The 14,672-nt window shown below is 40.3% G+C and carries 11 protein-coding genes; 4 read left to right on the forward strand and 7 right to left on the reverse strand.

Annotation, left to right across the window (positions count from 1 at the left end; translation table 11 throughout):
• Nucleotides 1-194: 194 nt before the first annotated feature.
• Nucleotides 195-1,502, forward strand: coding sequence for a Na+/H+ antiporter NhaA (nhaA, locus tag KO529_RS03955; RefSeq protein WP_215946606.1), 1,308 nt, complete (start codon nucleotides 195-197; stop codon nucleotides 1,500-1,502).
• 46 nt (nucleotides 1,503-1,548) lie between these two features.
• Here the strand turns inward: nhaA and KO529_RS03960 are convergent, their stop codons facing one another.
• The 3 genes from KO529_RS03960 to KO529_RS03970 form a co-directional block, all read right to left on the reverse strand.
• Nucleotides 1,549-2,703, reverse strand: coding sequence for a PepSY-associated TM helix domain-containing protein (locus KO529_RS03960; protein ID WP_215946607.1), 1,155 nt, complete (start codon nucleotides 2,701-2,703; stop codon nucleotides 1,549-1,551).
• A 21-nt stretch (nucleotides 2,704-2,724) separates the two neighbouring features.
• Nucleotides 2,725-5,103: a TonB-dependent receptor gene (locus KO529_RS03965; RefSeq protein WP_215946608.1), complete on the reverse strand. Its 2,379-nt coding sequence runs from the start codon at nucleotides 5,101-5,103 to the stop codon at nucleotides 2,725-2,727.
• A gap of 343 nt (nucleotides 5,104-5,446) precedes the next feature.
• Nucleotides 5,447-6,289: a universal stress protein gene (locus KO529_RS03970; RefSeq protein ID WP_215946609.1), complete on the reverse strand. Its 843-nt coding sequence runs from the start codon at nucleotides 6,287-6,289 to the stop codon at nucleotides 5,447-5,449.
• Nucleotides 6,290-6,447: 158 nt separating this feature from the next.
• Here KO529_RS03970 and KO529_RS03975 point away from each other — a divergent pair, with 158 nt between their 5' ends.
• From KO529_RS03975 to KO529_RS03985, 3 genes are all read left to right on the forward strand, one after another.
• Entirely contained in the window at nucleotides 6,448-6,897 is a 450-nt protein-coding gene (locus KO529_RS03975; RefSeq protein ID WP_215946610.1) for a hypothetical protein, read from the forward strand.
• Nucleotides 6,898-7,101: 204 nt separating this feature from the next.
• Nucleotides 7,102-8,193 (forward strand): DUF2157 domain-containing protein, encoded by a 1,092-nt coding sequence (locus KO529_RS03980; RefSeq protein WP_215946611.1) that lies wholly within the window; start codon nucleotides 7,102-7,104, stop codon nucleotides 8,191-8,193.
• A gap of 205 nt (nucleotides 8,194-8,398) precedes the next feature.
• Nucleotides 8,399-9,388 (forward strand): bile acid:sodium symporter family protein, encoded by a 990-nt coding sequence (locus KO529_RS03985; RefSeq protein WP_215946612.1) that lies wholly within the window; start codon nucleotides 8,399-8,401, stop codon nucleotides 9,386-9,388.
• Nucleotides 9,389-9,447: 59 nt separating this feature from the next.
• Here the strand turns inward: KO529_RS03985 and KO529_RS03990 are convergent, their stop codons facing one another.
• The 4 genes from KO529_RS03990 to KO529_RS04005 form a co-directional block, all read right to left on the reverse strand.
• Nucleotides 9,448-10,869: a sulfatase family protein gene (locus tag KO529_RS03990; RefSeq protein WP_215946613.1), complete on the reverse strand. Its 1,422-nt coding sequence runs from the start codon at nucleotides 10,867-10,869 to the stop codon at nucleotides 9,448-9,450.
• A gap of 76 nt (nucleotides 10,870-10,945) precedes the next feature.
• On the reverse strand, nucleotides 10,946-12,028 hold the full coding sequence (locus tag KO529_RS03995; RefSeq protein ID WP_215946614.1) for a phosphotransferase family protein: 1,083 nt from the start codon (nucleotides 12,026-12,028) through the stop codon (nucleotides 10,946-10,948).
• Between the two features lie 5 nt (nucleotides 12,029-12,033).
• Complete coding sequence (locus KO529_RS04000; protein WP_215946615.1) at nucleotides 12,034-13,212, reverse strand: acyl-CoA dehydrogenase family protein; 1,179 nt, start codon at nucleotides 13,210-13,212, stop codon at nucleotides 12,034-12,036.
• Between the two features lie 87 nt (nucleotides 13,213-13,299).
• Nucleotides 13,300-14,634, reverse strand: coding sequence for an enoyl-CoA hydratase-related protein (locus KO529_RS04005; protein WP_215946616.1), 1,335 nt, complete (start codon nucleotides 14,632-14,634; stop codon nucleotides 13,300-13,302).
• Nucleotides 14,635-14,672 lie beyond the last annotated feature (38 nt).

Below are 14,672 nucleotides of genomic sequence, written 5' to 3' on the forward strand. Positions count from 1 at the left end.
TTAAGAGGCGAAAATTGGTGACGAATAACTCCTTACTTTATACTGATAGGCATCTGAAGGAATTGACCTTTAATCATTGAGGTTGCAACTTCCCTATTAAACAAAATCCATTAATAATTACTGGTTCTTGGCAGTTTGAAGCATTTGTGTATTTTTACATTTATGACATTTTTGTTCACTCACATTTAAATTATATGATCAAAAGAATTATTCTTACACCCTTTCAAAAATTCGTAAAAATTGAGAGTTTAAGTGGTATCCTTTTATTTAGTGCTACGCTAGTTGCCATGATCTGGGCAAATTCCGGGTTTAGTGAATCTTACAATTCCTTATGGCAATATAAAATAGGTTTTGGCTCTGAAACTTTCCAACTAACAAAACCGCTTATTCTATGGATCAACGACGGATTAATGGCTTTATTTTTCTTTCTGATCGGATTGGAAATAAAAAGGGAACTTCTGATCGGGGAACTCAACGGACTTCGAAAAGCAATGTTTCCACTCTTTGCAGCAATTGGGGGAATGATTTTTCCTTTGTTGTTGTTTCTTTTCTTAAATGATTCTCCACAAACGGCCCAGGGCTGGGGTATTCCCATGGCAACCGATATTGCCTTTTCCTTGGCAATCCTGAAACTATTAGGGGATAGGGTTCCCCTAAGTTTAAAAATATTCCTTACTGCATTTGCCATAGTGGACGATTTGGGAGCCGTAATGGTCATTGCCATTTTTTATAGCGGCGGGGTGGATTGGCTATTAATTTTATATGCATTGATTCCTTTGTTGATACTCTCTTTTCTTGGGTTTAAGGGCATTTATTCCAAGTACTGGACAGTAATTCTTGGAGTCATAATTTGGGTGCTTTTTTTAAAGTCGGGTATACATCCAACTATAGCGGGTGTACTTGTAGCCTTTACCGTGCCTATTCGGCAAAAGATCGATATGCATTATTTTAAGGAGAACTTATCCAAAATAATGACAGGTATTGCCCAATCCAATAACGAGAATGTTCCGGTGCTGTCCAATGAACAAATAGGGCATATGGACGATCTGGAAGATTTGACCGATAAATTTACCTCGCCATTACAAAAATTGGAACATCGACTTCATGGTTGGGTAGCTTATTTTATTATGCCCATTTTTGCCTTGGCCAATGCAGGAGTTGTCTTTGGTACTAATATGGAATTGAATACCTCATTAATGTTGAACATTGCTATAGCTTTGTTTTTTGGGAAATTGGCGGGTGTTACATTATTATCCTGGATAGGGGTTAAATTAAAGATTGCGGTATTGCCAGATGATATTAATTTCCTCCAGATTTCTGGAATAGCTATTTTGGCCGGCGTTGGCTTTACCATGTCCATTTTTATAGCCAACTTGGCATTTGCAAACAATTTAGTATTTATTGATTCGGCCAAGGTGGGTATCCTAATAGGGTCTGTTGTTTCAGGTTTGGTCGGATTTGTTGTATTGCGATGGAGTGGGAGAAAAGAAAAGGGCCAATAAAGGCCCTCTGTGTACGCCAATATGTTGAAACCTCAAGGAAATAGGTTTAAACAAATGCAGGTTGTTTTTTTTTCGACTTTTTTATTTTCAGTTTGTTGATCCAGATAAGGGTACCCGTAATAGGCAAACTTGTGGCGATAAGGCAGGCAATAAAATAAATTATTTTAGAAAAGTTGCCGTAAATGGTGCCCATATGTATAGGTTTGATCAAAGAGGCTATCTGAACGTTCAATGGCTTATCGGCAAAAAGCTCTTTATGTAGCAGGGTGCCATCTCTGTCAAACACAAGCTTATCGGTTATGACAGGTGAAAATCTTGAATTGTTGTTTTTGGTTATGGTATAGACCTCTTTGTCCGTTGACGGGATAGTAATGGTGGTCTCGCCTTCATAATTCAGCTCCGTTGAAGCAATCTGTAGTATCTCCTCAAAGGTTTTCTCCGTTGTACCGGGCTTTAGTGCCGATTCAAATTTTGGCCCACCGCCGCGATTTCCAAAAACTTTGGTGCCCAATACCTTGCTCCCAGCGTCCCGATACCATTCAAAGGACCAAAATAGCCCGGTAAGGGACATGATAACCAAAAAGATACAGGCATAAAATCCAAGGGTGTTGTGCAAATCGTGGTTGATCCGCTTCCAGTTTGCCTTAAGCTTAATTTTGAAGCCTGGTTTAAAATTCTTCCATTTCATTTTTTTTGGAAACCAAAGGATAATACCACTGATGGACAAGAACAGAAAGATTATGGTGGCAACACCTACAATAGGCCTTCCTATTTCCGTATCCAACAATAACCACCTGTGCATTTTGAACATGGTCATAAAGAATCCGTCGAAACTGGATTTTTGAACTTTTTGGTATTCCCCGGAATACGGATCAACATAATAGGTTGTACCCCTTCTCTCTTTCGGGGAGGTTTTTACACTGAAATTTAGGGCTTTGTCCCTAACTGCCGGGATGGTGATGTTGCCAACGATGCCTTCCTTGGACAGAGATTCCGATAGTTCCTTCATGGAAAGGCGGCTTCCCGATGCAATGGCAACTACAAATTCTTTGGCAAACAGGTCTTTTATTTCCTCTTCAAACGTTAATATGGTGCCACTTAAACAGACAAGGAATAAAATAATTCCACTGCCTATCCCCAACCAAAGATGCACATCGTTGATGAATTTTCTTAACGTATATTTTTTATTCTTTTTGGACATGTTTGGACTATTTGTGAGCTGTTAAAGAGTATATCTTAATATTCCTGCAAAGGATCTTGGATCGGTCTGGTTAATATAGCTGGTGCGATAGGCATTGTAACCAATTTGATCAAAGACATTGTTCACCATTAGCCGAACATCCCAATGATGGTTAAACTTAAATCCGGCCTGAAAATTGGTCAAGGTATAAGCTTCCACATTGAAAGGTTTTTCATTAGGGACTATACCTTCGTGGGTAACTGCGCCCGACGACCAATCGTTGATGGGTCTTTCACCGGTGTAGTATACGCCACCTCCCAATGAAAGTCCCTCGAGAGGACCTTGAAATTTATAGTCCAGGTATACATTGGCCGTATGTTTGGGGGTGTTAAGAGGGGCAGAACCATAAACGTAAGAGGTGTGTTCCTTGTATTGAGCATCAATGTAGGAATAGCCGGCAACTGCGGTCAAGTTTTCCAGAATTCGACCGGTTAGCTCCACTTCAACTCCCTGTCTTTGGTCGTTACCACCTTTTTGGTAATATCCGGTGGCTACCCAGTTTTCATCGTACACGGGTAGGTTAATGTTCTTATTGTTTATTTTAAAAAGGGTAAGGTTAAATCGTAGACGGTCGGCAAGCCAACTAGTTTTTACTCCGGCTTCCAATTGATCAAATCTTTCATTTCCTAAGGCTTCGCCATTGACACCTAAGCGTGCAGCGGTTCTGGGATAAGCACTATTGGTGTAGGAAGCAAAAACGTTAATATTTTTAAAAGGATTAACTATAATGCCGCCGAGAGGACTAAAGGCATCACTTTTGTCATTTTCTACATCTGTAATGGTTTCCGTAGTACTATATCTAATTCCCAAAAATGTCTTGAACCAGTCCGTCCAGGAAACCACGTCCTGTGCCACAAGGCCCAAGGATTTGCTTTCGGCACCTCCAGGATTCCCACTGCTGAGTGCCACATTGGGCAAAGTATTGGAATTGTTCTCAAAAACATTGATGGTGTCTATGGCGCTAAGGGATTGGCTGCTTGTAGCATATTTGGAAGTTTTGTAGTCGAACCCTACCTGAAATGTGTGTTTTATGTTTCCGGTTTTAAAATCATCGCCAATTAGATCAATCTGTAATACACCGTTATCATCGTTTCGGGTAGAGGTAGAGTAGCCTCTGGTACGCAGATTGAATTGTTCCACATCATCTATGGAAACCACGCTTCCAAGGCTTGCTCCTTTGTCGTCCAGTTTTAGATGTGATTTATAAAAAGCGGTTTTCAAAGTAAGTTTATCGTTCAGTTGTCTATCGAACCGCAGCGAATAGGTTGTGTTTTTAGTAAGTGAACGGTCGTTTTCGAACCCTAGAAACTGATCGGCAGGAAGATCGTAAATGGCACTTACATCATTGGAGGCCAGATTTACCGTACCGAGATCGGGGGTTCTGCTATCATCAAAATGATCAAACTCCAGGGTAATCTTCGTCCTGTCGTCTATTTTCCATTGTAGCGAAGGGTTAATGTAGATGCGCTCGGAACTGACACCGGTCCTAAAACTATCGGCCCGTTCCAAGGCACCATTGATACGGAAGGCAATAGATTGATTGTCATCTAGAGGGCCATAAATATCGAAGGTGGGCCTTACCTGTCCAAAACTGCCGAAGCGTTGTGTAACCGCTCCTCCAAATTGGTAGATCGGGGTCTTGGTTACAATGTTAATAACCCCTCCCGGGCTTCCCAAATCTGTTGCAACCCCCTGAGTTATGGAAGCTGCGCCTTTAAGCACTTGTATGTTGTCCACTCCCTGCATATCCGTTAAAATACCAACACCCCTAAAATCGGAATGTACCCTTACCCCATTTTTTAGTATGGGTATCCCTCTAAAACCGCGGGAGGACATACTCTCACGTTTGTTGCCATAGGTAGCAAAAGTATATACCCCGGGAACATTTTTGGTAGCTTCTGAAATGGTAAGCGCACCTTGATTTGCTATTAATTTTTCGGAAATGACAGATATACTCTGAATTTGTTCGTAAGGCTCCAATGGAAGACGTGTAAGGGCTTCAATCTTGTCTGGGTGCGACATTCGTCTTCCGAATACCTCTACTTCGCTCAGGGCATTGTCCATATTCAGTTTAATAACCATATTGCTGATTTGTGGAGAGGACAGGTTCAAAGGAAATTTTATAGTTCTAAACCCAACCGAACTAACTTTAATCTGCCATTCGCCATAAGGTATTTCGGTTAGGGTATAATGGCCAAACTCATCGGCCATCCCACCTTTTTTTAGGTTTTCTATATAGATATTGGCGAATGGAACAGGACTGTTGTCACTATCCAGTATAGTTCCGCTAACGGTTCCATAATTTTGGGCAAATATGGAGGTGGTTATTAACAGATTAATAAATAACAATAAATTTCTCATCTTATTTTAAATTAGACTGGTTATAAATAAGGCGCTAAAATAGAATGGAAATTTTTATTGTCCAAAACTATTTAGAATAATTTTAAATAAGAATGTAAAAATGATTGTTGAGTCCTCATTTTATGGGATTGGGCAAGCAATAGCTCTTATAAAGAAATTCCCAAATCCATCAAATTAAAATAATTTTATGAGCAAATGTAAATGGGTTTCCATAGTTAGAACCCTAGAAAAGGCACGGAAAAAAGGTATAATGGGCAGAACTTCAGGATTGATGTCTATTGTGTAATTATTGTTAAGACTCTGCAAAGGAGAATTTTACAAGCTCGGTAATTTGAAGCACGGCTTATAGTCCCCCAATATTAAAACTAATAAGGGGAATGGTAATACCCGATACCATTTTATTGATCATATCTGTTTGCAGGAATTTTTGCGAAAAGGAGTTGTCCTTTCTCTCCAACATTGCCAACAGGCTGGCATTGGACTTCTCCAAATACCTATTTAATCCTTCAAAAATGTCATCGTCCAAGATCAGATCGAATTCCATTTTGTCATAGGTCACTTTTTGATTTAGCATTTCTTTAAACCATTCCATTTGCTGATCACCAGCATATTCCCGGCTGGTGGATATATGAACGATACTTATTTTCGAGTTGAATTTCTTGGCAATTTCCACAAGTCTATTGATGGCAAAAATGTCGGCCTGTTCAAAATCAGTGGCATAAACCATGGTTTTGAAATTTTCGGGTGAGGACATGGCAGGAACTGCCAAAACAGCACAAGGCGCCTTTTTGATCAAAGCTGTGGTTGCACTTCCCATAAGAAATTCCTTGATGGTACTAGTACCTTTGGTACCTACAACAATGAGATCAACTTCAAGTTTTGTAGCCTTCTCCAAGACGCCCTGAACTACCGAAACATCTTCTTCAACTAAAAAATTAATATTACCACCTTCCCAGGTATCCCCTAAATGTTCCGTGCAAAACTTTTTCAGCTTGGAGTGGTTTTCTATCATTAATCTTTTCTCCTTTTTTATGTGGCTTATAGATACTGTGCTCAGGGTTACCGGAATATCAAAAACATGCATTACAAACAATTTTGCGTTAAATTTTTTCGTCATTAGGTGGGCCAACCGTAATGCCGCGACCGAATTTTGGGAATAGTCCGTTGCGTAGAGAATGGTTTTCATCTTTTGCTGATTTCGATTTCAGTTCCTAAACTACTGTATAAATTCTATGTGCAAAATGACCGTTGTCATGCATCACTTATAGCTCACCTGATATATGTCATTTTCAAAGACCCGTGACTAGACTAATTTTAATGCTTTAACCTTTAATATTTAATATCATGGAACATACCAAAAACAACAAGGAACTTCAATTTGTTGAGGACGGACCATGGTCCGAATTGTATGTTTTAACGGAGCATTGGAAATCTGATTTGGAGTTTTATAAGGACGACCTTCGCTTTTTACATCATTTAATAGATAAATACTTTATGTGGATTACCAAACCGGAAAATTTGGATATGGTAAAAGAGTTAAAAGTTGGATTGTTCGACTTAAAGAATAAATGCCAGGATTTATTGAAGAAAGTAGGAAGACATGGGACTCATTTGGGCCAAATGGTTGAGGATTATAATAAGGCTGACGCCAGTATAATCAGGACAGAACATGAACATCTTGAAGAGGAGGTGGCAAATTTCGTAACGCTGTTTCGTAGCAATAGGAAAGAGGTCTTTGCAATAACAGAATTTATAATTGATAGTGAGTCCCTTGCAAATTTGATGGACAATTGAAATTAACAACTTTGCCGACCCTAGCTGCATTTTTGTGCAATATTATTAATAGTAATACTTTCCCTTGTAACATATAGGGACTGCAAATATTTTAGTGGCCAAGGATTTTGGGAGAAGAGCAAATTAGCAAATTTTTGGCAAATTCAACTAATTCCAATGAGTTATGAGTGGATTCATTGATTATTAATTTTAAAGGTGTAGAACATGCGCATTCTGTTAATGTCATTAATGATTCTACATGGCCTTATACATTTTATGGGTTTTGTCAAAGCTTTTCAATTTGGGGAGATGGCACAATTCACCAAAGAAATTTCAAGGCCAATGGGAATACTTTGGTTTTTGACTGCCGTACTCTTTATAGTGGCAGCAATCGGATTCTTTTTAAGTAAAAATTGGTGGCCATTACTTGGTATTGTATTGGTCGTTATTTCCCAAGGCCTGATTTTTACTGCCTGGGTGGATGCCAAATATGGAACAATTGCGAATGTCATTATTTTGGGCGCGGCTATCATAGGTCAATCCAACTTGATATTTGAAGGAAGTTTTAAAGAAGATGTTGCTTCTGCCATGAACACGGTTGCCACAACTCCGGAAGTTTTAAGTGAAGAGGATTTGGCTCCTTTGCCCATGTGCGTTCAAAAGTATCTAGGTTACGTAGGAGCTGTAGGAAAGCCCAAGGTTTACAATATGAAAATTGTGTTCAAAGGCGAAATGCGGGACAAGGGCAAAGATTGGTTCCATTTTACGTCGGAACAATACAATTTTATGGTTTCTCCAATGCGTTTGTTTTTTATGAAGGCCAAGGTAATGGGCCTGCCCACTTATGGTTATCATAAGTATACCCCAGAAACGGCAAGTATGCAAATAAAACTCCTATCTCTTTTTTCTGTGGTGGACTTGAGGGAGCCGGAATTGTATCCTACGGAAACCGTCACCTTTTTTAATGATCTATGCCTATTTGCCCCAGCTGCCTTAATAGACGACAGAATTAGTTGGGAAACCTTGGATACCTTGAGCGCAAAAGCCACCTTTAATAACAATGGAACCATTATATCTGCCATTTTATATTTTGATGAAAAGGGACAATTGGTGAATTTTGTTTCCAATGACCGCTATTCCGTTTCGGAAATGAAAGCATATCCCTTTTCAACTCCTGTAAGTAATTATAAAAATATAAACGGCTACCAATTGCCTTCCTATGGCGAAGCTACATGGCATTACCCTGATGGAGAATTTGTCTATGGAAAATTTGCGGTTGTTGATATCACCTATAATGTTGCCGATTCCAATAGGTAGTTATTATATGTAATAAGAAAGGTTTAGGAATATCTATGACTGCCTTATAAAATTATATTCTAATTTTGACACCGTAATTTATGCTTGTTAGAAGTCCGTATAGGTCGGATTCTTAAAGGTAAAGGCCGTGGTTTTAATACAAATCCATACGTCTTGGTTCTACCACAATTATTTAAATGGGCATACTATAAAACAGGGATTGAGTATGAAATTTAGGATCGATGGGTTTGTCCTATCCATAATGGCTGTCATTGGCATAGCTTATATTTTTCCACAATGGGGTAAGGCAGACAGTCGTGTTCCTATCGATACGATTAGTGCAATAGGAATTTCTTTAATCTTCTTTTTTTATGGATTAAAATTAAGTCCCTCCAAATTAAAGGCGGGACTTAAGAACTGGAAGTTACACTTATTGGTGCAGGCATCCACGTTTTTGATTTTTCCCCTAATTGTTTTGGCATTTTATCCGCTCATGCAAAATGCAGAACAGCAGACCTTATGGTTGGCCTTCTTCTTTTTGGCAGCCTTACCATCCACGGTATCTTCATCCGTAGTAATGGTCTCAATGGCCAAGGGCAATATCCCGGCTGCAATTTTTAATGCCAGTATTTCTGGGATTATTGGCATCGCTATTACACCACTTTGGATGGGGCCCTTTGTGCAGGAAACAGGAACAGATTTTGACTTTACCGACATCTATACGAAACTCATCCTGCAAATTATTCTACCCGTAATACTCGGATTGTTTTTACAGCGATTTCTTGGGGTATTGGCGCAAAAATATAATAGGTACTTAGCTCTTTTTGATAAGTCCATTATCCTACTTATCATCTATAAAAGTTTTGCCGGATCATTTGAAGAAAATATTTTTGGAGCGGTATCCTATTTGGATTTGTTGATACTATTTGTAGCTGTTTTGGCTTTGTTTTATACAGCTTTCTTTTTAACAGGTTTTGTAGCCAAAAAACTGAAATTCAATACGGCGGACCAAATTACGGCCCAGTTTTGCGGAACCAAAAAATCCTTAGTGCATGGGACCGTTTTCTCCAAAATTCTTTTTGGCAATATGGCGTCTATAGGCATAATTTTACTGCCCCTAATGATATTCCATGCTACCCAGATTTTAATTTTGAGCATAATTGCTGGAATACGGGCCAGTAGACCAGAGGAGCAGGAACCTATCGTAGAAGCATAGTACTAAAATACAATGGACCAAGTATCCATTATAATTTAGGGCTGTTTTCTTATAATTATTTATTCAATATCCACCAGTTGGTCTTTTCCTTTTACTAAATTGGACTGGTGCTCCTTGACCATAAGATCAATTTCGGCAAGAATTTCTGGGTGACTTGCCCCTAAATCAAAGTTTTCGGATGGGTCCACACTTAAATTGTATAGGATTGGTGGATTATGTACTTCCTTTTCGCCAAACTGGCCATAGGAACCCTCAGTAATATAATGCGCTTTGTAATCTCCAAGTCGGGCCGCATACAATTGTGTTCCCCTATAATAGAAAACACCCTTTCTTGGAGTTGGATCGCCTTTCAATAAGGTGCCACTTATGTCAAACCCATCCATAATTCTGTCCTTGGGCATTGGAACACCGGCTAAGGCACTAAAGGTTGAGAAAAGATCCATGGTTGTACCCAAATCGGATATCACTGCTGGCTTAATGTTGGTAGGTGACCAAAATATACAGGGTTCACGCATGCCACCTTCCCAGGTCATCCCTTTTCCGGCTTTTAATAAGCCTGCACTTCCGCCATTAACCCCATAGGAAAGCCAAGGGCCGTTATCCGAGGTAAATACCACAATGGTATTCTTGTCCAATCCTTCTTCTTTTAGGGCAGCAATAATTTGACCTATGCCATGATCAATTTCCTCCAATACATCACCATAAATTCCTCTTTTACTTTTACCCAAAAAGTCCTCTGAGGCAAATAGGGGTATGTGGGGTAGGTTGTGGGCCAAGTAAACAAAGAAAGGATTGTCCTTATTTTTTTTGATGAAAGAAATGGTTTCCTCTGCGTATCTTTTGGTGATGGTATTTTGATTGGCAGGCCTTTCTATAATTTCAGTATTCCTCATTAAGGGGACATTAAAATTTTCGGTGGGCAAATTTCCTCTGGCCTCCTTAAATTTTGTTCGGTCGCCCACAAAATCCATGTCGTTGGAGTAGGGGATGCCAAAATAATAATCAAAACCATTTTTGGTAGGCAGGTATTCTTCCTTATGGCCTAAATGCCACTTGCCAACACATGCCGTACTATAGCCTACTTTTTTTAATTGTTCTGCCAAGGTTATTTCCGAGCTAGGTAAACCATATTTAGAGTTTGGGAACAACACCCTTTTTGTATCACTTGCCATTCCGCTTCTTACGGGTAACCGGCCAGTTAATAAGGCCGCCCTACTAGGGGTACATACACTGGCCCCCACATAAAAATTGGTCCATTTTTGACCCTCGGCCGCCATTTGATCCAAATGCGGTGTTTTAATGGTGGGGTGACCATAAATACCTAGATCGCCATAACCTAGATCGTCCGCAAAAATGATGATGAAATTAGGGGTTTTACCTAAATTTTCCTGGCTATAGCCAATGCTGCAATAAGAAGATAATAGTGCTAGAGTGAATAAGGTTTTAAAATTTATGCCTGTTTTAAGCCAATGTTTGATCATTTTTTTTGGTTGTTGTTATTTCGGATTTGAAGATAACAAAAAATGGTAAAGTAAGATTTAAGAACACACAAAAGGTTCAAAACAGATTGTCCAATCTTTTTTTTGCAATAGCCTGCTGTGCTATTTCCCCAAGTAGGTTTACTCCATCGATAAGTTTTGCAAAGCGCTTGTCCTTAGTGAAGCCTTTTTTATAGCGAAAGTATATTTGTTGGATGATTACTGCTATTTTGAAAAGGCCGTAGACATAATAAAATATAATATCGTTTACTGCTTGCCCACTTTTTAGACTGTATTGATGCACCACTTCTTCCCTCGAAAGATTACCTGGTAGGTGGGTCGGGGTAAGGTTTAAGGCCTTCACAAAGTCCGGGTCATTGGGGTTTACCCAATATCCCAAGGTGGTTCCCAGATCCATCAACGGATTTCCTATGGTGGCCATTTCCCAATCCAGCACTGCATTTACATTGGTCCAATCCTGGGGATCCAGTACCAAATTGTCGTATTTAAAATCGTTATGGATCAGAGAATAGTTTTTGGGTTCCTTGGGCGTATTCTGTCCCAACCATTTGGCCGCAGCCTCAATTCTTGGTATTTCATCGGTTTTGGATTTGAAATATCGTTTGGTCCAGCCTTCTATTTGACGTTGCATATATCCTTGGGGTTTACCAAAATCATCCAAGCCAATATCCTTGACATTGAGTTGGTGCAGATCAACAAACGTATCTACAAAACTGTTGGATATGCCCGTCATCAGTTCTGTTGAGGGAATCATCCCAACAGGCATTTTTGCCCTTAAAATAACTCCTTCTACCCGTTCCATCAAGTAGAAGGGGCAGCCTAAAATGGTTTCGTCTTGGCAGTAAAGTATTGGAGCCGGGACTTTACCGTAGTTAGGTTTTAAGGCCGTTAAAATGTCGTATTCGCGCTTCATATCGTGGCCGGATTTTATATTGGCCCCTATGGGCGGTCTTCGCAATACATATTCCATCTTTCCCAATTGAACCAAATAGGTCAGGTTGGAATAGCCACTTGGAAATTGGGTTACTTTTAAATCGCCCTGGTTGGCAAAGAATTGTTGCAAATAGGATTGCAAATTATACATTGGTAGTTCTTCCCCTTTTCGGATGGTCGTGGATTTATCGTTCCATGTGTCCAACATAGCTTTTAAATTTTGTATTCTTTTAAAATTTGTCTGGCCAGGCTGCTTTTGTGCACCTCGTCTGCCCCATCGTAAATTCGGGCAGCCCGCTCATGCCTGTAATAAAAAGCCAGAATGGTATCGTCCGTCAGGCCCAAGGCACCATGGACTTGTATGGCCCGGTCCACCACTTTTTGTAGGACGTTGGCACAGTAAAATTTAATAATGGAAATTTCCTTTCGGGTTTTATAGGCTCCCTGTGTGTCAATTTTATGGGCAGCATCCTGGATCAACAATCGGGCGGCATTAATTTCGGCCCGGGATTCGGCAATCCAGTTTTGAACAGTCTGTTTATCGGCCAATGTTTTTCCATATGCCAATTCCCTGGATATGGCGCGTTGGCACATTAGGTCAAAAGAGCGTTCGCATATACCCATCCAGCGCATGCAATGGTGTATACGCCCTGGTCCCAAACGTTTTTGGGCAATGGTGAATCCTTCGCCATCACCCCCAAGGACATTGGTCAATGGTACTTTTACATTGTGGAATTTAATTTCTGAATGACTCTCCCAGCCATTTCCGGCATGGCCCATAACGGGAATGTTTCTAATAAATTCCATGCCTGTGGCATTGGTGGGGACAATAACTTGACTTGCTTTTTTATGCGCTTCCGCTGCTTCTGGATTGGTTACCAACATTACAATGGCAAAGGCCGCCCCATCAAATCCTGTTGTAAACCATTTATGACCGTTTATTACATAGTTGCCATCTTTTTTAAAGGCCATTGTACCCATATTTACGGGATTGGAGCCCGCAAAATCGGGTTCGGTCATCGCGAAACAGCTTCTAATATCTCCCGCTAGAAGAGGGTAGAGGTATGCCTCTTTTTGTTCCTTGGTTCCGAATTCGATCAATATTTCCATGTTGCCGGCATCAGGGGCCTGACAATTGAAACAATAATGTCCGTAGGGACTGGTCCCTAAGATTTCGCTGATTTCCCCGTGCTCGGTATTGGTTAGCCCTAAACCCCCGTATTCCTTTGGAACCTGCGGTAACCAAAGACCTTCGTCTTTTACTTTTTGACGTAGTTCATTGAGTTTTGGCAGTTTTTCATCCCAGCTGCAATTTAATATCCAGGGTTCCAAAGGAAAAAGATTCTCCTGAACAAATGCTCTTATCCTACTTTTTATATCATCGAAATTCATTTGTTTTGTTTTTTGGAAGTTCTGATCTTCATTTGTAATCGGCTAGGGATATCTTTTGAATTCGGCGGCACTACATTCAATAAAGTATTATTTGCCTATAAATTTAGCGGGACGCTTTTCCAAAAAGGCATTGACACCTTCTGCAAAATCGCGACTACCAAACGTGGCAACTTGCTTTTCCGCTTCATAAGCAATGGTGTCGTATAGATCATGTCCCATGGCATAGAACATATCTTCTTTGGTAACACCAAAAGCTAGGGTTGGGCGTTTGGCCAATTCATGTGCCCAGGCTTTGGCGGTTTTAAGCAAATCGGAGTCGTCCTGTACCAACTTATTGGTGAGTCCAAGACCCAAACATTCCTTAGCCATTATTTTTTTACCTTCCACGGCTATTTGTAATGCTTTGCTATATCCAACTTGTCTTGCCAAAAGCCAACTACCACCCCCGTCGGGGCCTAATCCAATATTAATAAAGGCGTACAACAAAGCACTGCTTTCGGACATTACCCTAAAATCGCAGGCAAGGGCCAGGGAAGCACCTACTCCGGCCGCAGTTCCGTTAATTGCCCCGATAATGGGTTTGCGAAGTGTAAAGAGAGTGCGCATCAATGGTTGGTAAGTGCTGGTAATATATGCCCTGCCTTCTTCGGGTGTAATTTGGCCAAAGACAGCCATATCCGCACCTGCACAAAAACCTTTTCCAGCCCCTGTAATAACCACTGCGCGAATGTCATCATCCTTGCGGATTTTGTTTATGGCAATGGTAATTCCGTTCACCACATCGTCGGTAACCGCATTGTATCTTGAAGGCCTGTTCAGGGTAATAATTCCGATATCGCCTTCCTTTTCAAAAAGTACGCTCTCATTATTGTTGTTTTCAATTTTACTTGGGGTGTCTTTTTTAGGTGAGGAAGTTGTTTTCTTACTATTGGGATTTGAATAGGCTTGGGCTATAAATTCGGCAACACATGCGGGTTTTTCTTCCCCTTTTAGTTCAAATACAAGCTTCAATTTGTATTTGGCCCCGCCTTCAAATGGGCTGAATTCCATTAAAGACACTCTAGCCCTTAACAAGGCGCCTACCGGAGTGGCATTCATGAACCGCACTTTATCCAATCCATAGTTTACCCCCATTGCAATATCCTTTATCTTGAGAGTTTCAAAGCAGAATTTTGAGGCGAGGGACAGGACTAGAAATCCATGTGCCACCGTTTTTTTATAGGGTGAATGTTTGGCAGATTTTTCAGGGTCTATATGAATCCATTGGTTATCGTCCGTTGTTCTGGCAAAGGTGTCGATCATATCCTGGGTTATTGTCATCCAATTGGATATCCCCAATTCCTTGCCCTGATAATGGGTCAAATCCGACAGCTGTGGAATTTCTGTGGAATACGCCTTGTTGATTAGTTTTTCTTCTGCCATTCGGTTCGTTTTTTTTCTTTTAAATTGTTTGGTATGTT

The organism is Arenibacter algicola, from assembly GCF_018860365.1.
GTDB classification, from domain to species: domain Bacteria; phylum Bacteroidota; class Bacteroidia; order Flavobacteriales; family Flavobacteriaceae; genus Arenibacter; species Arenibacter algicola_B.

Bases quoted from the DNA above. Each gene is read 5' to 3' on its own strand.
- KO529_RS03965 (WP_215946608.1), bottom strand. From the start codon at position 5,103: ATGAGAAATTTATTGTTATTTATTAATCTGTTAATAACCACCTCCATA.
- KO529_RS03990 (WP_215946613.1), bottom strand. From the start codon at position 10,869: ATGATCAAACATTGGCTTAAAACAGGCATAAATTTTAAAACCTTATTC.
- KO529_RS03960 (WP_215946607.1), bottom strand. From the start codon at position 2,703: ATGTCCAAAAAGAATAAAAAATATACGTTAAGAAAATTCATCAACGAT.
- KO529_RS03975 (WP_215946610.1), top strand. From the start codon at position 6,448: ATGGAACATACCAAAAACAACAAGGAACTTCAATTTGTTGAGGACGGA.
- KO529_RS03995 (WP_215946614.1), bottom strand. From the start codon at position 12,028: ATGTTGGACACATGGAACGATAAATCCACGACCATCCGAAAAGGGGAA.
- KO529_RS03970 (WP_215946609.1), bottom strand. From the start codon at position 6,289: ATGAAAACCATTCTCTACGCAACGGACTATTCCCAAAATTCGGTCGCG.
- KO529_RS04000 (WP_215946615.1), bottom strand. From the start codon at position 13,212: ATGAATTTCGATGATATAAAAAGTAGGATAAGAGCATTTGTTCAGGAG.
- nhaA (WP_215946606.1), top strand. From the start codon at position 195: ATGATCAAAAGAATTATTCTTACACCCTTTCAAAAATTCGTAAAAATT.
- KO529_RS03980 (WP_215946611.1), top strand. From the start codon at position 7,102: ATGCGCATTCTGTTAATGTCATTAATGATTCTACATGGCCTTATACAT.
- KO529_RS04005 (WP_215946616.1), bottom strand. From the start codon at position 14,634: ATGGCAGAAGAAAAACTAATCAACAAGGCGTATTCCACAGAAATTCCA.
- KO529_RS03985 (WP_215946612.1), top strand. From the start codon at position 8,399: ATGAAATTTAGGATCGATGGGTTTGTCCTATCCATAATGGCTGTCATT.